This is a genomic window from Kineococcus gypseus, assembly GCF_050871305.1.
GTDB lineage: Bacteria > Actinomycetota > Actinomycetes > Actinomycetales > Kineococcaceae > Kineococcus > Kineococcus gypseus.
In genome coordinates this window covers 1-18,728 of the sequence record NZ_JBJLRD010000069.1, presented here as the reverse complement: position 1 = coordinate 18,728, position 18,728 = coordinate 1, and the positions used below count along the sequence as shown (strand labels likewise).

General features: G+C 77.2%; 18 protein-coding genes. 17 read left to right on the top strand and 1 reads right to left on the bottom strand.

The features are described from left to right. Positions 1-120 precede the first annotated feature (120 nt). Positions 121-534 (bottom strand): DUF1844 domain-containing protein, encoded by a 414-nt coding sequence (locus tag ACRYMN_RS19090; protein WP_432498562.1) that lies wholly within the window; start codon positions 532-534, stop codon positions 121-123. Positions 535-788: 254 nt separating this feature from the next. On the opposite strand from ACRYMN_RS19090, the gene infC reads away from it, so the two are divergent. The 17 genes from infC to tyrS all read left to right on the top strand — a co-directional run bounded on the left by infC (position 789) and on the right by tyrS (position 18,580). Then, a complete protein-coding gene (infC, locus tag ACRYMN_RS19085; RefSeq protein ID WP_432498560.1) occupies positions 789-1,475 on the top strand; it encodes a translation initiation factor IF-3 in 687 nt (228 codons plus the stop codon). Positions 1,476-1,579: 104 nt separating this feature from the next. After that, positions 1,580-1,774 (top strand): 50S ribosomal protein L35, encoded by a 195-nt coding sequence (gene rpmI, locus ACRYMN_RS19080; RefSeq protein WP_432498558.1) that lies wholly within the window; start codon positions 1,580-1,582, stop codon positions 1,772-1,774. A gap of 101 nt (positions 1,775-1,875) precedes the next feature. Further along, the gene (gene rplT / locus ACRYMN_RS19075; protein ID WP_432498555.1) at positions 1,876-2,271 is read left to right on the top strand and encodes a 50S ribosomal protein L20; all 396 of its coding nucleotides are present in this window, start codon (positions 1,876-1,878) and stop codon (positions 2,269-2,271) included. Between the two features lie 73 nt (positions 2,272-2,344). Continuing rightward, on the top strand, positions 2,345-3,169 hold the full coding sequence (locus ACRYMN_RS19070; protein ID WP_432498570.1) for a TrmH family RNA methyltransferase: 825 nt from the start codon (positions 2,345-2,347) through the stop codon (positions 3,167-3,169). Between the two features lie 161 nt (positions 3,170-3,330). Further along, a complete protein-coding gene (locus tag ACRYMN_RS19065) occupies positions 3,331-4,473 on the top strand; it encodes a sensor histidine kinase (protein WP_432498552.1) in 1,143 nt (380 codons plus the stop codon). A 128-nt stretch (positions 4,474-4,601) separates the two neighbouring features. Further along, a complete protein-coding gene (pheS, locus tag ACRYMN_RS19060; RefSeq protein ID WP_432498568.1) occupies positions 4,602-5,753 on the top strand; it encodes a phenylalanine--tRNA ligase subunit alpha in 1,152 nt (383 codons plus the stop codon). Beyond that, positions 5,753-8,326: a phenylalanine--tRNA ligase subunit beta gene (pheT, locus tag ACRYMN_RS19055; protein WP_432498549.1), complete on the top strand. Its 2,574-nt coding sequence runs from the start codon at positions 5,753-5,755 to the stop codon at positions 8,324-8,326. The genes pheS and pheT overlap by 1 nt, the downstream gene beginning before the upstream one ends. Next, positions 8,319-9,152, top strand: coding sequence for an SDR family NAD(P)-dependent oxidoreductase (locus ACRYMN_RS19050; RefSeq protein WP_432498547.1), 834 nt, complete (start codon positions 8,319-8,321; stop codon positions 9,150-9,152). Before pheT ends, ACRYMN_RS19050 begins: the two co-directional genes overlap by 8 nt. Before the next feature lie 107 nt (positions 9,153-9,259). Next, positions 9,260-10,318: an N-acetyl-gamma-glutamyl-phosphate reductase gene (argC, locus tag ACRYMN_RS19045; RefSeq protein WP_432498544.1), complete on the top strand. Its 1,059-nt coding sequence runs from the start codon at positions 9,260-9,262 to the stop codon at positions 10,316-10,318. Next, positions 10,315-11,466 carry a bifunctional glutamate N-acetyltransferase/amino-acid acetyltransferase ArgJ gene (gene argJ, locus ACRYMN_RS19040; protein WP_432498542.1) on the top strand — a complete coding sequence of 384 codons (1,152 nt, stop codon included), beginning with the start codon at positions 10,315-10,317 and terminating at the stop codon, positions 11,464-11,466. Before argC ends, argJ begins: the two co-directional genes overlap by 4 nt. Next, complete coding sequence (gene argB, locus ACRYMN_RS19035) at positions 11,463-12,365, top strand: acetylglutamate kinase (protein WP_432498540.1); 903 nt, start codon at positions 11,463-11,465, stop codon at positions 12,363-12,365. The genes argJ and argB overlap by 4 nt, the downstream gene beginning before the upstream one ends. Before the next feature lie 41 nt (positions 12,366-12,406). Further along, the gene (locus tag ACRYMN_RS19030) at positions 12,407-13,669 is read left to right on the top strand and encodes an acetylornithine transaminase (RefSeq protein WP_432498538.1); all 1,263 of its coding nucleotides are present in this window, start codon (positions 12,407-12,409) and stop codon (positions 13,667-13,669) included. Next, entirely contained in the window at positions 13,666-14,598 is a 933-nt protein-coding gene (gene argF / locus ACRYMN_RS19025; protein WP_432498536.1) for an ornithine carbamoyltransferase, read from the top strand. The genes ACRYMN_RS19030 and argF overlap by 4 nt, the downstream gene beginning before the upstream one ends. Continuing rightward, positions 14,574-15,158: an arginine repressor gene (locus tag ACRYMN_RS19020; protein WP_432498565.1), complete on the top strand. Its 585-nt coding sequence runs from the start codon at positions 14,574-14,576 to the stop codon at positions 15,156-15,158. The genes argF and ACRYMN_RS19020 overlap by 25 nt, the downstream gene beginning before the upstream one ends. Next, positions 15,155-16,615 (top strand): argininosuccinate lyase, encoded by a 1,461-nt coding sequence (argH, locus tag ACRYMN_RS19015; protein ID WP_432498534.1) that lies wholly within the window; start codon positions 15,155-15,157, stop codon positions 16,613-16,615. The genes ACRYMN_RS19020 and argH overlap by 4 nt, the downstream gene beginning before the upstream one ends. Positions 16,616-16,650: 35 nt before the next feature. Beyond that, on the top strand, positions 16,651-17,235 hold the full coding sequence (locus ACRYMN_RS19010; RefSeq protein ID WP_432498531.1) for a DNA-3-methyladenine glycosylase: 585 nt from the start codon (positions 16,651-16,653) through the stop codon (positions 17,233-17,235). A gap of 64 nt (positions 17,236-17,299) precedes the next feature. Beyond that, positions 17,300-18,580, top strand: a complete 1,281-nt coding sequence (tyrS, locus tag ACRYMN_RS19005; protein ID WP_432498525.1) for a tyrosine--tRNA ligase — start codon at positions 17,300-17,302, stop codon at positions 18,578-18,580. Positions 18,581-18,728: the final 148 nt, after the last annotated feature.

Genomic DNA, 18,728 nt, shown 5'->3' with positions numbered 1-18,728 from the left:
CCCCCCCACCCGCCCCCCCCGCGCCCCCCCCCGGCGCCGCCCCCCCCCCCCCCCCCCCCCCCCCCCCCCCCCCCCCCCCCCCCCCCCCCCCCCCCCCCCCCCCCCCCCCCGCTGCCGGGTTCAGACCACGCTGCCGGTCAGCCGCTCGCCCGGGCCCTGGCCCGGCGGGTCCGGCACCGGGGAGGCCTCCCGGAAGGCCAGTTGCAGCGAGCGCAGCCCGTCGCGCAGCGAGCGGGCGTGCTGCCCGCCGATGTCGGGCGCGGAGGTCGTCACCAGCCCGGCGAGGGCGGTGATGAGGATGCGGGCCTCGGCGAGGTCGAGGTGCTCGGCCGCGTCGGGCCCCTCCGCCAGGCCGCACTTGACGGCCGCGGCGCTCATCAGGTGCACGGCCGCGGTGGTGACGACCTCGACGGCGGGCACGTCGGCGATGTCGCGCGCCATCGCCGCGGCGGGGTCCACCGCGCGGTCCGCGGCGGGGTCCGTCGCGGGGTCCGGGGTGCCCGGGCCGGTCGGGGGGGTGGGGTCGGGCTGCATGCTGCTACCCTGGCAGGTGACCGACCGGCTCACGTCACCGGTCCGCGGCCTCCGCGGACGGGCGTTCGTGGGGCCGGAGCGTGAAGCGGAGGCCTCCTCCCACCCCGGCGCTGCACGTGCCGCGGGTCCCGGTCCCTCCCCCGTGCGCGGGGGAGCAAGGTGGTGCCGTCGTGCGTTGCACGAGGTGACCGCCGGATCAGGCAGGCCTCCGTGCGCGTCCGTGCGCGGGGGCCTTCCCCGTGTCCGGCGGCCCCGTGACGACGACGAAGGAGCAGCACATCAGCGAGCCCCGCATCAACGACCGCATCCGTGTTCCCGAGGTGCGGCTCGTGGGCCCCAACGGCGAACAGGTCGGCATCGTGCGCGTCGAGGACGCGCTGCGGCTGGCGGACGAGGCGGGCCTCGACCTGGTCGAGGTCGCTCCGACGGCGCGGCCGCCGGTCTGCAAGCTCATGGACTTCGGCAAGTTCAAGTACGAGTCCGACATGAAGGCCCGCGAAGCGCGCAAGAACCAGACGAACACGATCCTCAAGGAGATCCGCTTCCGCCTGAAGATCGACCCGCACGACTACGGCACGAAGAAGGGCCACGTCGAGCGGTTCCTCAAGGCGGGGGACAAGGTCAAGGTGATGATCATGTTCCGCGGTCGCGAGCAGTCCCGCCCCGAGATGGGCTTCCGGCTGCTGCAGCGCCTCGCGGAGGACGTCTCCGACCTCGGCAGCGTCGAGAGCTCGCCGCGCCAGGACGGCCGCAACATGGTGATGGTCATCGGGCCGCACAAGAAGAAGGCCGAGGCCAAGGCCGAGGAGCGCCGCCGCAAGGACTCCGAGCAGGCCGCCGCCGCTCAGCAGGACGCCGGGCAGCCCGCCGCGCCCGCCGACGCCCAGCCGGTCGCCGGCCCGGGCGCGCAGCCCGGCCAGGAGGCCGCCACCGCGTCCTGACGCACGGTGCGCACGACCGGGGCCCGCCCGCCGCGGGCCCCGGTCGTGCGCGCCCGCCAGACCCTCGCCGGGCACCGCCCGGCACCGACCACAGGAGAGACCCCGTGCCCAAGAACAAGACCCACTCCGGCGCCAAGAAGCGGTTCCGCGTCACCGGCTCCGGCAAGGTCATGCGCGAGCGCGCCAACAAGCGCCACCTGCTCGAGGTCAAGCCGAGCACCCGCACCCGCCGCCTCTCGATCGACGCCGTGGTGTCCCCCGCGGACGCCAAGAAGATCAAGAAGCTCCTCGGCCGCTGAGCCCGCTCACCCCCACCAGCCCCGCACCCCGCGCCGGGTGCGCGCGCCCGTCCTGACGGCCGGCCCGCGCCCGCGCACGAACCCCAGCTAGGAGAAGCACCGTGGCCCGCGTCAAGCGCGCAGTCAACGCCCAGAAGAAGCGCCGCGTCGTCCTCGAGCAGGCCAGCGGCTACCGCGGCCAGCGCTCGCGGCTGTACCGCAAGGCGAAGGAGCAGGTCACCCACTCCCTCGTCTACGCCTACCGCGACCGCAAGGCGCGCAAGGGCGACTTCCGCCGCCTGTGGATCCAGCGCATCAACGCCGCCGCGCGCGCCGAGGGGATGACGTACAACCGCTTCGTCCAGGGCCTGAAGGCCGCGGGCGTCGAGGTGGACCGTCGCATGCTCGCCGAGCTGGCCGTCTCCGACGCGCCGGCGTTCGCCGCCCTGGTGCGCACCGCGAAGGCCGCGCTGCCGGCCGCCCCGGTCGCCGCGGCCGCCGAGGGCTCCGCTGCCTGAGCAGCGCCCGCACCACCCCGGACGCCCGGCAGCCGCCGTGCTGACCGACCCGCGCGCGGCGCGGGTGCGGTCGGTGCGGTCGCTGTCCGGGCGTCCGGCGCGTTCGCGGCACGGTCGCTTCCTCGCCGAGGGTCCCCAGGCCGTGCGCGAGGCCGTCGCGGCCCACGTCGCGGCGCGCGCGGCCGGCTCGGCGGCGGTCGTGCTGGAGCTGTACGCCACCGCGGAGGCGACCGGGCGCCACCCGGGGATCGTGGCCGACGCCCTGGCGCAGGGGGTGCGCACCTGGACGGTCACCGACGAGGTGCTGGCCGCCATGACCGACACCGTCACCCCCCAGGGGCTGGTGGCCGTGTGCCCGACGGCCACCGCCGACCTGGACGAGGTGCTGGCCGCCCGCCCGCGCCTGGTGGCGCTGCTGGACCGCGTGCGCGACCCCGGCAACGCCGGCACCGTGCTGCGCGCGGCCGACGCCGCCGGCGCCGACGCGGTGGTGCTGACCGCCGGCAGCGTGGACGTCTTCAACCCCAAGTGCGTGCGCTCCACCGCCGGCAGCCTGTTCCACCTGCCCGTGGTGGTCGGCGTGCCGCTGCACGACGCGGTGCGCGCCCTGCAGCGCAGCGGTGCGCGCGTGCTGGCCGCGGACGGCGCCGGCGCGCTGGACCTGGACGACCTGGCCGACGCCGCCGCCACCGGTGCCGCGGCGCCGGTGGACCTCGCCGCGCCGACGGCCTGGCTCTTCGGCAACGAGGCCGCCGGCCTCGACGACGCCGGGCGCGCCGCTGCCGACGCCGTGGTGCGCGTGCCGCTGCACGGGCGGGCGGAGAGCCTGAACCTGGCCACCGCCGCGGTGGTGTGCCTGTACGCCAGCGCCCGCGCCCAGCGCCGCCGCGCGCGCTGAGCGGCCCCGCCGCGCGCACCGCGCGGCGGGGGCCGGACGGGCTCGAGCCGGCTCCCCAGCGGGCTGCCGGCGGGGTCGCGCGCGCCGCCCTGGCGGGCGGCTGCCACGCGCGGCGTGTCGCTGGGCGCGGTCCGCGCCGCCGGATGCCCTAACCTCGGCCCGTGCCCGAGGCGAGGGGGAGCGCCGGGGCCGTCCCCGCGGCGGCGCCGTCCGCGCTGACCCCGGCGACCCCCTCGGTGCGCGTCGACGGCGCCGTGCTGGTGCCGCTGGAGGAGCTGCCGGACGGGGTCGTCACGGTGGGCGCCGACCGCCGCATCACCGCCGTCAACGCGGCCGCGGCCGCGCTGCTGGGCCGCAGCCGCACCGAGCTGCTCGGCTCCGACGTGCGCCGGGCCCTGCCGCTGCAGGACACCTCGGGCCGGCGCTGGTGGGACGCGGCCGACCCCGCCTTCGACACCGCCGACGGGCACGCCGAGCGCATGCTGCTGCTGCCGGGCGGTCGCGAGCTGCTGGTCACCGCCCGCTTCGTGCGCTCGGCCGACGGCGCCGTGCAGCGCGCCGTGGTGGCCCTGCGCGGCACCGGCGACCGCCGGCGCGCCGAGTCCGACGCGGCCAGCCTCATCGCCACCGTCGCCCACGAGCTGCGCTCGCCGCTGACGTCGGTGAAGCAGTTCACCGCGAGCCTGCTGCGGCGCTGGGACCGCTTCACCGACGAGCAGAAGCGCCTGATGCTCTCCACCGTGCAGGCCGACGCCGACCGCGTCACCCGCCTGGTGGGGGACCTGCTGGACGTCTCGCGCGTGGACAGCGGCCGGCTGCACGTGCACCGCCGGCCCGTGGACCTGCCGGCGCTGGTGCGCGAGCACGTCGAGCGGCTGCGGGTGGCCGGCTACGAGGACGACCGCTTCGAGCTGCACCTGGCGCAGGACCTGCCGGAGCTGTGGGCCGACCCCGACCGCATGGCGCAGGTGGTCACCAACCTCGTCGACAACGCCGTGCGCCACGGTGCGGGCACCGTCGTGCTCACCGTCGCGCACGACCCGGCGCTGGACCCGGGCGAGCCGGGGGAGGTGGTCCTCACCGTCGACGACGCCGGCGAGGGCGTGCCCCTGGAGAACCGCCCCTACGTCTTCTCGAAGTTCTGGCACGGCGGCAGCCGCGGCGGCACGGGCCTGGGCCTGTACGTCACCCGCGGCCTGGTGGAGGCCCACGGCGGGGACGTGGAGGTCGACTCCTCGCCGGCCGGCGGCGCCCGCTTCCGGGTGCGCCTGCCGGCGGGCGAGCCCGCCTCCGCGCCGTACTGAACCGCCGCTGAACCGCCGCTGCCCCCGCCCGCACCCGCCGGGCCGCCGCGCGCGCGGGGTCTGGGAGGATCGCCCCGATGCCCGCGGCCGGGGTCCCGGCCGCCGTACCGGAGGAGACGTCGCACCCGATGCCCGCTGAACCCGCCGCCGCGGCGGCCGACGGCCCGCTGGCGGAGGCGGCCGTGCAGGCCGCCCTCGACGAGGCGCTCGCGGCGGTGGCCGCGGCGTCCGACCCGGAGCAGCTGAAGGCCGCGCGCCTGGCGCACGCCGGGGACCGCAGCCCGCTGGCGCTGGCGAACCGGGCCATCGGCTCGCTGCCCGGCCCGGAGAAGGCCGCCGCCGGCAAGCGCGTGGGCGCGGCCCGCGGGCGGCTGGGCGCGGCGCTCGCCGAGCGCACCGCGCAGCTGGCCGCGCAGGAGGAGGAGCGCGTCCTGCGCACCGAGGTCGTCGACGTGACCCTGCCCGCGCGCCGCGCCGCGCGCGGCGCGCGCCACCCGCTGCCGCTGCTCATGGAGCGCGTCGCGGACGTCTTCACCGCCATGGGCTGGGAGGTCGCCGAGGGCCCGGAGGTGGAGGCGGAGTGGTTCAACTTCGACGCCCTGAACTTCGACGCCGACCACCCCGCCCGCCAGATGCAGGACACGTTCTTCGTCGCCGACGAGCGCGGCGGGGCCGGCTCGGGCCTGGTGCTGCGCACCCACACCTCCCCGGTGCAGGCGCGCTCGCTGCTGGCGCGCGGGGTGCCGCTGTACGTGGTGTGCCCCGGCAAGGTGTTCCGCACCGACGAGCTCGACGCCACCCACACCCCCGTCTTCCATCAGCTGGAGGGCATCGCGGTCGACGAGGGCCTGACGATGGCCCACCTGAAGGGCACCCTGGACCACTTCGCGCGCGCGATGTTCGGCGACGCCGTCGAGACGCGCTGGCGCCCGGCGTACTTCCCGTTCACCGAGCCCAGCGCCGAGCTGGACCTGCGCTTCTCCCTGGGCCGCGAGGCCGAGCGCGGCTGGATCGAGTGGGGCGGCTGCGGGATGGTCAACCCGAACGTGCTGCGCGCGTGCGGGATCGACCCGGAGCGCTACCAGGGCTTCGCCTTCGGGATGGGGATCGAGCGGACGCTGATGTTCCGCAACGGGGTGACGGACATGCGCGACATGGTGGAGGGCGACGTGCGGTTCAGCCGGGCGTTCGGCGTGGAGGACCTCTCCGCGTCGGCGGTGGCGGACGTGCTGGGGGCCGGGACCGACCCGGGCACCGGCGCGGGGGAGGAGGTCCTCTGATGCGCGTCCCCCTGGACTGGCTGGCCGAGCACGTCGACCTCGAGCCCGGCGCGCGCGGCGCGGACGTGGCCGCCTCGCTGGTGCGCGTGGGGCTGGAGGAGGAGGGCGTGCACACCTCCGGCGTCACCGGCCCCCTCGTGGTCGGCCGGGTGCTCGACCTGGCGCCCGAGCCGCAGAAGAACGGCAAGACCGTCAACTGGTGCCACGTCGACGTCGGCCCCGAGCACGACGGCCCCGAGGGCTGGCGCGGGATCGTCTGCGGGGCGCACAACTTCACCGCCGGCGACCTCGTCGTCGTCGCGCTGCCCGGCGCGGTGCTGCCGGGCGGCTTCGCGATCGCCGCGCGCAAGACGTACGGGCACGTCTCCGACGGGATGATCTGCTCCGCCGGCGAGCTCGGCCTGGGCGCCGGCGGCGACGGCATCATCGTGCTGTCGCGGTTCCTGCCCGGCGTCGAGGTCAGCCCGGGCCAGGACGCGCTGGAGCTGCTGGGCCTGGCCGGGGAGACCGTCGAGGTCAACGTCACCCCCGACCGCGGCTACTGCTTCAGCGTGCGCGGTGTCGCGCGCGAGTACGCCCACGGCACCGGCCGGCCGGTGGCGCGGGTCTTCCGCGACCCCGTCGCGGTCGAGGTCCCCGAGCCCGCCGGCCCCGGCTACCCGGTGCGGCTGACCGACGACGCGCCGATCCACGGCACCGCCGGCTGCGACCGCTTCGTGGCCCGCGCGGTGCGCGGGATCGACCCGGCCGCGCCGACCCCGCGCTTCATCGCCGACCGCGTGCGCCAGGCCGGGATGCGCTCGATCTCGCTGGCCGTGGACGTGACGAACTACCTCATGCTCGCCACCGGGCAGCCGCTGCACGCCTACGACCTCGGCGCGCTGCAGGGCGAGATCGTCGTGCGCCGCGCCCGCGCCGGCGAGCGGCTGACCACCCTCGACGGCGTCGAGCGCGCGCTGGACCCCGAGGACCTGCTCATCACCGACGAGGTCCCCGGCGAGCCGGGCACCTCGCGGGTGCTCTCGCTGGCCGGGGTCATGGGCGGGCAGAGCACCGAGGTGTCCGCGAGCACCACCGACGTCCTCGTCGAGGCGGCGCACTTCACGCCCGTGACGGTCGCGCGCACCGCGCGCCGCCACAAGCTGCCCACCGAGGGCGCCAAGCGCTGGGAGCGCGGCGTCGACCCGGCGATGACCGCGCAGGTGGCCGAGCTGGCGGTGCGCCTGCTCGTCGAGCACGGCGGCGGCACCGCCGACCCCACCGCCACCGACGTCGTCCTCGGCGACGGACCGGCCCCCTCGCCGACCATCGCGCTGGACGCCGGCTTCCCCGCCCGCCTGACGGGCACGGACGTCGGCGAGGCGGAGGTGGTCGCCGCCCTCACCGAGATCGGCTGCGCGGTGCGCACCGGGGGTGGCCGCCTCGAGGTCGTCCCGCCCTCCTGGCGCCCGGACCTGCGCCAGGCCGTGGACCTCGTGGAGGAGGTCGCGCGGCTGCGCGGCTACGACGCGATCCCCTCGGTGCTGCCCGCCGCGCCGGCCGGGCGCGGCCTGACCGCCGCCCAGCGCGCGCGCCGCTCGGCGGCGCGGGCCCTGGCCGACGACGGCTTCGTGGAGGTGCTCTCCCACCCCTTCGTGGCCGCCTCGGTGCACGACGCGCAGCGCCTGCCCGCCGACGACCCGCGCCGCCGCGCCCTGCGGCTGGCCAACCCGCTCTCGGAGCAGCAGCCGCTGATGCGCACGAGCCTGCTGGACTCGCTGGTGGAGGTCGTGCGCCGCAACGTCTCGCGCGGCCTGCGCGACCTGGCCCTGGTGGAGTTCGGCTCGGTGACGCGGCCCGCGGCCGGGGCGGGCCCGGCCCCGCTGCCGGGGGTGGCGGCACGCCCGGGCGAGGAGGAGCTGGCGGCGCTGCGCGCGGCGGTGCCCCCGCAGCCGCTGCACGTGGCCGGCGTGCTGGCGGGCACCCGGCGCGGGCCGGGCGCCGCGGCCGACGGGTTCAGCCGCGAGGCCGAGCCGGTCCTGTGGGCCGACGCGGTCGACGCGGCGCGCACGGTGGCGGCCGCGCTGGGCGTGGAGGTGGTCGTCGAGGCCGCCGAGCACGCCCCGTGGCACCCGGGGCGCTGCGCCCGCGTGAGCACCCCGGCCGGGCACCTCGTCGGGCACGCCGGTGAGCTGCACCCGGCGGCGCTGGCGGCCCTGGAGCTGCCGGCGCGCACGGCCGCCTTCGAGCTGGACCTCGACGTCCTGCTCGCGCAGGTCGGCGCCCCCGTGCAGGTCGGGGAGCTGTCGGGCTACCCGGCGGCCACCCAGGACGTCGCGCTGGTCGTGGACGGGTCGGTGGCGGCCGCCGCCGTGGAGGCGGCGCTGCGCGAGGGCGCCGGCGAGCTGCTGGAGGACGTGCGCCTCTTCGACGTCTACACCGGCCCCCAGGTCGGCGAGGGGCGCCGCTCGCTGGCCTACGCGCTGCGCTTCCGCGCCGCGGACCGCACCCTGACGGCCGAGGAGGCCAGCGCCGCGCGCGAGGCCGCGGTCGCCGAGGCCGCCCGCCGCACCGGGGCGGTCCAGCGTGGCTGAGCGCACGGACCGGTCCGGGGGCGCGCCCGCGGGCGTCGCGCTGGTCACCGGCGCCAGCCGGGGCATCGGCCGCGAGCTGGCCGCCGGCCTGGCGCGCGCCGGCTGGGCGGTCGGCGCCCTGGCCCGCGACGCGGTGGCGCTGGACGAGCTGGTCGAGGAGGTCACCGCCGCTGGCGGGCGCGCGGTGGCCACCCCGGTCGACGTCACCGACGCCGGCGCCGTGGCGGCGGCGGTGCGCGCGCTGGAGAGCGAGCTGGGCGGCACCGACCTGCTGGTCAACTGCGCCGGGCGCATCGAGGCGGACGAGGTGCCGCCGTGGGAGGCGGACCTGGAGGAGGTGCGCCGCGTGATCGAGGCGAACGTCCTGGGCCCGTTCCACCTGGTGCGCGCCGTGGTGCCGGGCATGGTCGCGCGCGGCGGCGGGCGCGTGGTGGACCTCAGCTCCGGCGCCGCGCACAAGGACTCCCCGGTGCACGCCGCCTACGGCGCGAGCAAGGCGGCCCTGTTCCGCCTGGGCGGGGCGCTGACGGCCGCCGGCCGCGAGCACGGGTTGCTGGCCTTCGAGGTGGCCCCGGGCGTGGTGCGCACCGCCATGACGGAGGGCATGGCCACGCACGCCGAGCGCACCGAGTGGACCGAGCCGGCCGACGTCCTGGCGCTCGTGCTGGCCGTGGCCCGCGGCGAGCTGGACGCGTGGGCCGGCCGGCTGGTGCGCGCGGGCACCGACACGCCGGCCTCGCTGGCCGCGGCGGCGCGCGCGGGCCTGGCGCCGCGGGCGCGGGTGCTCGACGTGCTGCCGCACGGCCCGGACGACCCGCTGGCCTAGGCGCCCGCCGGCGCAGGTGCCCGCCGGCGCAGGTGCCCGCTGAGCCGGGTACCCGCCGGCCACGGCCCGTCGTGCATGGGTACGCAGCACCGTGTATGGTCATGCGCATGGAAGCGGGGAGGCGGCTGCGGGTCGCCGTGGCGGGGGCCAGCGGGTACGCCGGCGGGGAGCTGCTGCGGCTGCTGCTGCAGCACCCCGCCGTGGAGATCGGCGCCCTGACGGGCGCCTCCAACGCGGGCACCGCGCTGGGCGAGCTGCAGCCGCACCTGCTGCCGCTGGCCGAGCGGGTCCTGGAACCCACCACGGCCGAGGTCCTCGCCGGGCACGACGTCGTCGTCCTGGCCCTGCCGCACGGGCGCTCGGCCGCCGTGGCCGCGGAGCTGGGCGAGGACGTCCTCGTCGTCGACTGCGGCGCCGACCACCGGCTGACCGACCCCGCGCGGTGGGAGCGCTTCTACGGCTCCGGGCACGCCGGCAGCTGGCCGTACGGGCTGCCCGAGCTGCCCCTGGCCGGCGGGGGCAGGCAGCGCGAGCGCCTGGCCGGCGCGCGCCGGGTCGCGGTGCCCGGCTGCTACCCCACGGCGGTCAGCCTGGCCCTGGCGCCCGGCTTCGCCGCGGGCCTGCTCGCGGGCGAGGACGTCGTGGTCGTGGCCGCCTCCGGCACCTCCGGGGCGGGCAAGAGCCTCAAGCCGCACCTGCTCTCGGCGGAGGTCATGGGCTCGATGAGCCCCTACGGCGTCGGCGGCGGGCACCGGCACACCCCCGAGATCGAGCAGAACCTGGCGCTGGCCGCCGGCTCGCCGGTCTCGGTCTCCTTCACCCCCACGCTGGCGCCGATGCCGCGCGGCATCCTGGCCACGTGCACCGCGCGGCTGGCGCCCGGCGCCGACCCGCGCGAGGTGCGCGCGGCGTGGCTCGACGCGTACGCGGGCGAGCGGTTCGTGCACGTGCTGCCCGAGGGGCGCTGGCCGAGCACCGCGATGGTGCTGGGCGGCAACGCCGCCGCGCTGCAGGTGGCCGTCGACGAGCACGCCGGGCGCGTCGTCGTCGTCGCCGCGATCGACAACCTCACCAAGGGGACCGCGGGAGGGGCCGTGCAGAGCGTCAACGCCGCCCTGGGCCTGGACGAGGGCACCGGGCTGAGCGCGGCGGGGGTGGCGCCGTGAGCGTCACCGCCCCGGCCGGCTTCCGCGCCGCCGGCGCCACTGCGGGCCTGAAGGCCAGCGGACGGCCCGACGTCGCCCTCGTCGTCAACGACGGCCCCCTGGACGCGGCCGCCGCCGTCTACACCTCCAACCGCTGCAAGGCGCACCCGGTGCTGTGGAGCGAGCGCGCCAGCGCCGACGGGCACGTGCGCGCCGTCGTGCTCAACTCCGGCGGCGCGAACTGCTTCACCGGCCCGGAGGGCTTCCGCACCACCCACGCCACCGCCGAGCTCGTCGGCGAGCTGACCGGCGCCGGCGCCGCCGACGTCGTCGTGTGCTCCACCGGCCTGATCGGCGTGGCCTTCAGCCGCGAGAAGCTGCTGGAGGGCGTGCGCGCGGCCCACGCCGCGCTGGCCGTCGGCGGCGGCTCGGACGCGGCCACGGCCATCATGACCACGGACACCGTCTCCAAGCAGGCCGTCGCCGCCGGCGCGGGGTTCACCGTCGGCGGCATGGCCAAGGGCGCGGGCATGCTCGCGCCCGGGCTGGCCACGATGCTCGTGGTGCTGACCACCGACGCCGTCGCCGAGCCGGCCGACCTCGACCGCGCGCTGCGCGCGGCGACGCGCACCACCTTCGACCGCGTCGACTCCGACGGCTGCACCTCCACCAACGACACGGTGGTGCTCATGGCCTCCGGCGCCTCGGGCGCGCGCCCGGAGTCGGCCGACCTCGACGCCGCCGTGCAGCGCGTGTGCGCGGAGCTGGCCCGCATGCTCGTGGCGGACGCCGAGGGCGCCGAGCACGACATCGCCGTGGAGGTCGTCGGCGCCGCCGACGAGGCGGAGGCCGTGGAGGTGGGCCGCGCCGTCGCGCGCAGCAACCTCTTCAAGGCCGCGGTCTTCGGCCGCGACCCGAACTGGGGCCGCGTGCTGGCCGCGGTGGGCACCACCTCGGCGCGCTTCGACCCGCAGGAGCTGGACGTGTCCATCAACGGCGTGCCCGTGTGCGTGGCCGGTGCCCCCGGCGCCGACCCGGCCGGGGTGGACCTCGCCCCGCGCGAGGTGCGCGTGCGCGTCGACCTGCACGCCGGCCCGCACGCGGCCACCGTGTGGACCAACGACCTGACCCACGCCTACGTCCACGAGAACAGCGCGTACTCGACGTGAGCGACCTGACGACCCTGAGCGCGGAGGACAAGGCGGGCGTGCTCGTCGAGGCCCTGCCGTGGCTGCAGAAGTGGCACGGCGCCCTCGTGGTGCTCAAGTACGGCGGCAACGCCATGGTGGACGACGAGCTCAAGCGCGCCTTCGCCGAGGACGTCGTCTTCCTGCGCACCGCGGGCCTGCGGCCCGTCGTCGTGCACGGCGGCGGCCCGCAGATCTCGGCGATGCTGCAGCGCCTGGGCATCGCCAGCGAGTTCCGCGGCGGCCTGCGCGTGACGACGCCGGAGGCGATGGAGGTCGTGCGCATGGTGCTCACCGGCCAGGTCGGCCGCGAGCTCGTCGGGCTGCTCAACGCCCACGGCCCGCTGGCGGTGGGCCTGTCCGGCGAGGACGGCGGCCTGCTGCGCGCGGTGCGCCGGCACGCCGTGGTCGAGGGCGAGCCCGTCGACGTCGGCCTCGTCGGCGACGTCGTCGGCGTGGACCCCGCCGCGGTCGTCGACCTGCTCGAGGCCGGGCGCATCCCGGTCATCTCCACCATCGCCCCCCAGGTCGACGCGGCCGGCGAGCCGGTGCCCGGCTCGGTGCTCAACGTCAACGCCGACACCGCCGCCTCGGCGATCGCGGTGGCGCTGGGCGCGCAGAAGTTCGTCGTCATGACCGACGTCGCCGGCCTGTACGCCGACTGGCCGAACCGCGACTCGCTGGTCAGCGAGATCTCCGCCGGGCAGCTGGCCGAGCTGCTGCCCTCGCTGGAGTCGGGCATGGTGCCCAAGATGGAGGCGTGCCTGCGCGCGGTGCGCGGCGGCGTGCCCCGCGCCACGGTCATCGACGGCCGGCTGGCGCACTCGGTGCTGCTGGAGGTCTTCACGACCTCCGGCAACGGCACGATGGTCGTGCCGTGAGCCGCGGCGCCGGTGCCGCGGACCCGGTGGGAGGTGCAGCGGTGGAGGCAGCGGTGGAGCTGGAGGAGAGGTCCGGCGCCCTGCCGGTGACCGAGGGCGGTGCGCAGGCGTGGCTGCAGCGCTACGCCTCCTCCGTCATGGGCACCTACGGCACCCCGCAGCGGGTGCTGGTGCGCGGCGAGGGCTGCTACGTGTGGGACGCCGACGGCGTGCGCTACCTGGACCTGCTGGCCGGCATCGCCACCAACGCCCTCGGGCACGCCCACCCGCTGCTCGTCTCGGCCGTCACCTCGCAGCTGACGACCCTGGGGCACGTGTCGAACTTCTTCGCCACCGCCCCGCAGGTCGCCCTGGCCGAGCGGCTGCTGCACGTGGCGCGCGCCCCGGAGGGCTCGCGGGTGTTCTTCTGCAACTCCGGCGCCGAGGCCAACGAGGCCGCGTTCAAGATGGCGCGGCGCACCGGCCGGCCCAAGGTGGTCGCCGCCGTCGACGCCTTCCACGGCCGCACGATGGGCGCGCTGGCGCTGACGAGCAAGCAGGCCTACCGCGCGCCCTTCGAGCCGCTGCCCGGCGGGGTGGAGTTCGTCCCCTACGGCGACGTCGGCGCCCTGGGCCGCGCCGTGGACGGGGCGACCGCCGCGGTGTTCCTCGAGCCGGTGCAGGGCGAGGGCGGGGTGACCCCCGCCCCGGACGGCTACCTCGCCGCGGCCCGGCGCATCACCGCCGACCACGGCGCGCTGCTCGTGCTCGACGAGGTGCAGACCGGCGTGGGGCGCACGGGGGAGTGGTTCGCCCACCAGCAGGCCCGCCACGGCGGCCTCGTGCCCGACGTCGTCACCGTCGCCAAGGGCCTGGGCGGCGGGATCCCCGTCGGCGCGGCCGTGGCGTTCGGCCCGCGCAACGCCGCGCTGCTCGGCGCCGGCCAGCACGGCACCACGTTCGGCGGCAACCCCGTGGCCGCCGCGGCCGGCCTGGCGACCCTGCACGTGCTCGAGCGCGACGCCCTGCTGGCGAACGTGCGCGCCGTGGGCGCGCGGCTGCGCACCGGCGTGCAGGCGCTGGGCCACCCGCTGGTGGCCGGGGTGCGCGGCGAGGGCCTGCTGCTGGGCATCGCCCTGACCCGCCCGGTGGCCGCGGCCGCGGCGCGCGCGGCGCTCGCGCACGGCTTCATCGTCAACGCGGTGCGCCCGGACACGATCCGCCTGGCCCCGCCCCTGGTGCTGACCGCCGCGCAGGCGGACACCTTCGTCGACGCCCTGCCGTCCGTGCTCGACGCCGCCCAGGACACCCCGGAGGACGCGTGACCACCCGCCACTTCCTCGCCGACGACGACCTCAGCCCCGCCGAGCAGGCCGAGGTGCTCGCGCTCGCGGCGCGGCTGAAGGCCGACCGCTTCGCCGAGCGGCCCCTGGAGGGCCCGCGCACGGTGGCGCTGATCTTCGACAAGCCCTCCACCCGCACCCGGGTCTCCTTCAGCGTGGGCGTGGCCGAGCTCGGCGGCGCGCCGCTGGTCATCGACGCCGCCGGCTCGCAGCTGGGCCGCGGGGAGCCGGTGGCCGACACCGCCCGCGTGCTGGAGCGGCAGGTCGCCGCGATCGTGTGGCGCACCTTCGAGCAGTCGCGCCTGGAGGAGATGGCGGCGCACTCGCGCGTGCCGGTGGTCAACTCCCTCAGCGACGACTTCCACCCCTGCCAGGTCCTCGCGGACCTGCAGACGATCGCCGAGCACAAGGGCGCCCTGGCCGGGCTGACGATGGCCTACCTCGGCGACGGCGCCAACAACATGGCCCACTCCTACGCCCTCGGCGGCGCCACGGCGGGCCTGCACGTGCGCATCGCCACCCCCGCCGAGGACCAGCCCGACCCCGCCGTGCTGGAGCGCGCCCGCGCGGTGGCCGCCGGCACCGGCGGTTCCGTCACGCTCACCCGGGACCCGGCCGAGGCCGCCGCCGGCGCCGACGTCCTGGTCACCGACACGTGGATCAGCATGGGCCAGGAGGGCCTGGACGTCGCCGACCGCCTGCAGCGCTTCACGCCCTACGCGATCACCTCGGCGACGCTGGCGCTCGCGGCGCCGGACGCGGTCGTCCTGCACTGCCTGCCCGCCTACCGCGGCAAGGAGATCAGCGCGGAGGTCCTCGACGGGCCGCGCTCGGTCGTGTGGGACGAGGCGGAGAACCGCCTGCACGCCCAGAAGGCGCTGCTCGTCTGGCTGCTCGCCCGCTCGACGTGAACGCCGCGACGGGCACGGGCACCAAGGCGTTCCGGCACGACCGGATCGCCGCGGTGCTGGCGCGCTCGCCGGTGCGCAGCCAGACGGAGCTGGCCGCCCACCTGGCCGAGGAGGGCGTGGCCGTCACCCAGGCCACCCTCTCGCGCGACCTCGTCGAGCTCGGGGCGGTGAAGGTGCGCGACGGCGACCGCGGGCTGGTGTACGCGCTGCCGGCCGAGGGCGGGGACCGTACCCCCCGCAGCGGCGTGGGCCAGGAGCTGCTCGACGCGCGCCTGGCGCGCTGGTGCGAGGAGCTGCTCGTCTCTGCGGAGCCCTCGGCCAACCTGGTGGTGCTGCGCACCCCGCCGGGGGCGGCGCAGCTGCTGGCCAGCGCCCTGGACCACTCGGTCGTGCCCGCCGTGCTGGGCACCATCGCCGGCGACGACACCGTCCTGGTCATCTGCCGCGACCCCCTCGGCGGCGGAGCGGTCGCCGCGCGCCTGCTGGCGCTGGCCCGCCGCGAGGACCCCCCGGCCGCCCCCGACGCCCCCACCACCCCGGACGAAGGAGAGAACCCGTGAGCGAGCAGGCGCTGCACCAGCAGGCGGAGAAGGGCCTGTGGGGGGCCCGCTTCGCCAGCGGCCCCGCCGCGGCGATGGCCGCCCTGTCGAAGTCGACCCACTTCGACTTCCGCCTGGCGCGCTACGACCTCGCCGGCTCGCGCGCCCACGCCCGCGTCCTGCACCGCGCCGGGCTGGTCGACGACGACGTCCTGGCCCGGCTGCTCGCCGGCCTGGACGCCGTGGAGGCCGACGTCGTCTCCGGCGCCCTGGTGCCCGCCGAGGACGACGAGGACGTGCACGTCGTGCTCGAGCAGGCGCTGCTGCGGCACGCCGGCGAGGACGTCGGCGGCCGGCTGCGCGCCGGGCGCTCGCGCAACGACCAGATCGCCACGCTGCTGCGGATGTTCCTGCGCGAGCACGCGCGCCTGGTGGCCGGTGGCGTCCTCGACGTCGTCGAGGCGCTGCTGACCCAGGCCGCCGCCCACCCGGGAGCGGCGATGCCCGGACGCACGCACCTGCAGCACGCCCAGCCCGTCCTGCTGGCCCACCACCTCATGGCCCACGCCTGGCCGCTGCTGCGCGACGTGGAGCGGCTGCGCGACTGGGACGCCCGCGCGGCCGTCTCCCCGTACGGCTCGGGCGCCCTCGCCGGCTCCTCGCTCGGCCTGGACCCGCTGGCGGTGGCGCACGAGCTGGGCTTCACCCGCAGCGTGGAGAACTCCATCGACGGCACCGCCGCGCGCGACGTGGCCGCCGAGTTCGCCTTCGTGGCCGCCATGATCGGCGTGGACCTCTCCCGCGTCTCCGAGGACGTCGTCCTGTGGGCGACCAAGGAGTTCTCCTTCGTCACCCTCGACGACGCCTGGTCCACCGGGTCGAGCATCATGCCGCAGAAGAAGAACCCCGACGTCGCCGAGCTCGCCCGCGGCAAGGCCGGGCGCCTCGTCGGCGACCTCACCGGCCTGCTGACCACCCTGAAGGGGTTGCCGCTGGCCTACAACCGCGACCTGCAGGAGGACAAGGAGCCGGTCTTCGACGCCGTCGACACCCTCGAGGTCCTGCTGCCGGCCGTCGCGGGCATGGTCGCCACGCTGCGCTTCCACACCGACCGGATGGCCGCGCTGGCGCCGCAGGGCTTCGCGCTGGCCACCGACGTCGCTGAGTGGCTGGTGCGCCAGGGCGTCCCCTTCCGCGACGCCCACCGCGTCTCCGGCGCCTGCGTGCGCCGCTGCGAGGAGCGCAGCGCCGCCGAGGGGCGCAGCGTGGAGCTGTGGGACCTCACCGTCGAGGAGCTCGCCGCGATCTCCCCGCACCTGACGCCGCGGGTGCGCGACGTCCTCACCCTGGAGGGCTCGCTGGCCTCGCGCGACGGCGTCGGCGGCACCGCGCCGGTGCGGGTGGCCGAGCAGCTGGAGGCCGCGCAGGACGCCCTGGCCGCGCACCTGGCCTGGGCCCGGCCCGGAGGGGCGTCCTGAGCGCGCCCCTGGAGCGCTCGTTCTTCGCGCGCGACGTGCTCGTGGTCGCGCGCGACCTGCTGGGCCGGGTGGTGCGCCACCGCACCGGGGAGGGCCTCGTCGCCGTGCGCCTGACCGAGGTGGAGGCGTACGCCGGCGAGGCCGACCCCGGCTCGCACGCCTTCCGCGGGCCGACCCCCCGCACCGCGGTGATGTACGGGCCGGCCGGGCACGCCTACGTGTACTTCTCCTACGGGGTGCACTGGTGCGTGAACCTCGTCACCGGCACGGAGGGTGCCGCCTCGGCCGTGCTGCTGCGCGCCGGCGAGGTCGTCGAGGGGCTGGAGCTGGCGCGCTCGCGGCGCCCCGCCGCGCGCCGCGACGCCGACCTCGCCCGCGGCCCGGCGCGGCTGACGACGGCGCTCGCCGTCACCGGCGCCCAGGGCGGCGCGGACGTGTGCGCGGGCGGGCCGCTGGAGGTGCTGTCGGGGGAGCCGGTGCCGGACGCCGCGGTCTCCTGGGGGCCGCGCGTGGGGGTGGCCGGCGCCGGAGCGCCGACGCCCTGGCGCACCTGGGTCGCGGGGGACCCGACGGTCTCCGAGTACCGCGCGGCGGTACCGCGTCGACCCCGGCGCGCCTGATCGGGCAGGCTGGGGGCCGGCCGGGCGGTGGGCGCCCGGCGCCGGTGACGAGGAGCGAGAAGCCGTGAGCGACGTCTGGGACGAATTGCGGTGGCGGGGCCTGGTGGCGCAGTCCACCGACGAGGCCGCGCTGCGCCACGCCCTGCAGGCGGGACCGCTCACGTACTACGTGGGCTTCGACCCGACGGCGGCCAGCCTGCACGTGGGGCACCTGGTGCAGGTGCTCACGGCCCGCCGCCTGCAGCAGGCCGGGCACCGGCCGCTGGTGCTGGTGGGCGGGGCGACCGGCCTGGTCGGGGACCCGCGCCCCTCGGCGGAGCGCACCATGAACGACCCGGCCACCGTCGCCGGGTGGGTGGGGCGGCTGCAGGCGCAGATCGCACCCTTCCTGGACTTCGAGGGCCCGGCCGCGGCGACCATGGTGGACAACCTCGAGTGGACCGCCCCGATGTCGGCCATCGAGTTCCTGCGCGACGTCGGCAAGCACTTCAGCGTCAACCGCATGCTGGACCGCGAGGCGGTGGCCAAGCGGCTGGCCACCACGGGCATCAGCTTCACCGAGTTCAGCTACGTGCTGCTGCAGAGCAACGACTACCTCCAGCTGCACCGCCGGCACGGCTGCTCCCTGCAGCTGGGCGGCTCGGACCAGTGGGGCAACATCACGGCCGGCTGCGAGCTGGTGCGCCGGGTGGAGGGGGAGGTCGTGCACGCGCTGGCCACCCCGCTGCTGACCAAGGCCGACGGCACGAAGTTCGGCAAGAGCGAGTCCGGCGCGGTGTGGCTGGACGCGGAGCTGACGAGCCCGTACGCCTTCTACCAGTTCTGGCTCAACGCCGAGGACTCCCAGGTCGAGGGCTACCTGAAGGCCTTCTCCTTCCGCGACCGCGACGAGATCGAGGAGCTGGGCGTGCAGGCGCGCGAGCAGCCCCGCGCCCGGGCGGCCCAGCGGGCCCTGGCCCGCGAGGTCACGGCGCTCGTGCACGGCGAGGACGCCGCCCGCGCGGTCGAGGACGCGTCGGCGGCTCTCTTCGGCGGCTCCGACCTGGCGGCCATCGACGAGCGGACCCTGCGCGGCGCGCTGGAGGAGCTGCCGACGGCCACGCCGGGGTCCCTGGACGTGCCGGTCGCCCAGCTGTTCGCCGACACGGGGCTGGCGCCGAGCCGCAGCGGTGCCCGGCGCACCATCGGCGAGGGCGGTGCGTACGTCAACAACAGCAAGGTGACCGACACCGAGGCGACGCTGGGCGACGTGGTGCGCGGCACCCCGCTGCTGCACGGGCGCTACGCGGTGCTGCGGCGGGGTCGCAAGTCGCTCGCCGCGGTGGCACTCCCGTTGCAGCAGTAGGCGATCCGGGCGCCCCTCGCCGCGGATTTGGTGTGTGGGGGGCGTGCGGCGTACTGTTCTTCTCGTCGCCCGGACGGGGCGGCCGCCGGGGCTGCGAGGCTCGCGGGGGTCGGTCGCGGGTGGGTGGCGCCGGAGGCTGGATCGGGAT

Excerpts from the sequence above, each read along its gene's own strand:
- pheS (WP_432498568.1), top strand. The coding sequence starts at position 4,602 with ATGCCCGCTGAACCCGCCGCCGCGGCGGCCGACGGCCCGCTGGCGGAG.
- argC (WP_432498544.1), top strand. The coding sequence starts at position 9,260 with ATGGAAGCGGGGAGGCGGCTGCGGGTCGCCGTGGCGGGGGCCAGCGGG.
- ACRYMN_RS19090 (WP_432498562.1), bottom strand. The coding sequence starts at position 534 with ATGCAGCCCGACCCCACCCCCCCGACCGGCCCGGGCACCCCGGACCCC.
- pheT (WP_432498549.1), top strand. The coding sequence starts at position 5,753 with ATGCGCGTCCCCCTGGACTGGCTGGCCGAGCACGTCGACCTCGAGCCC.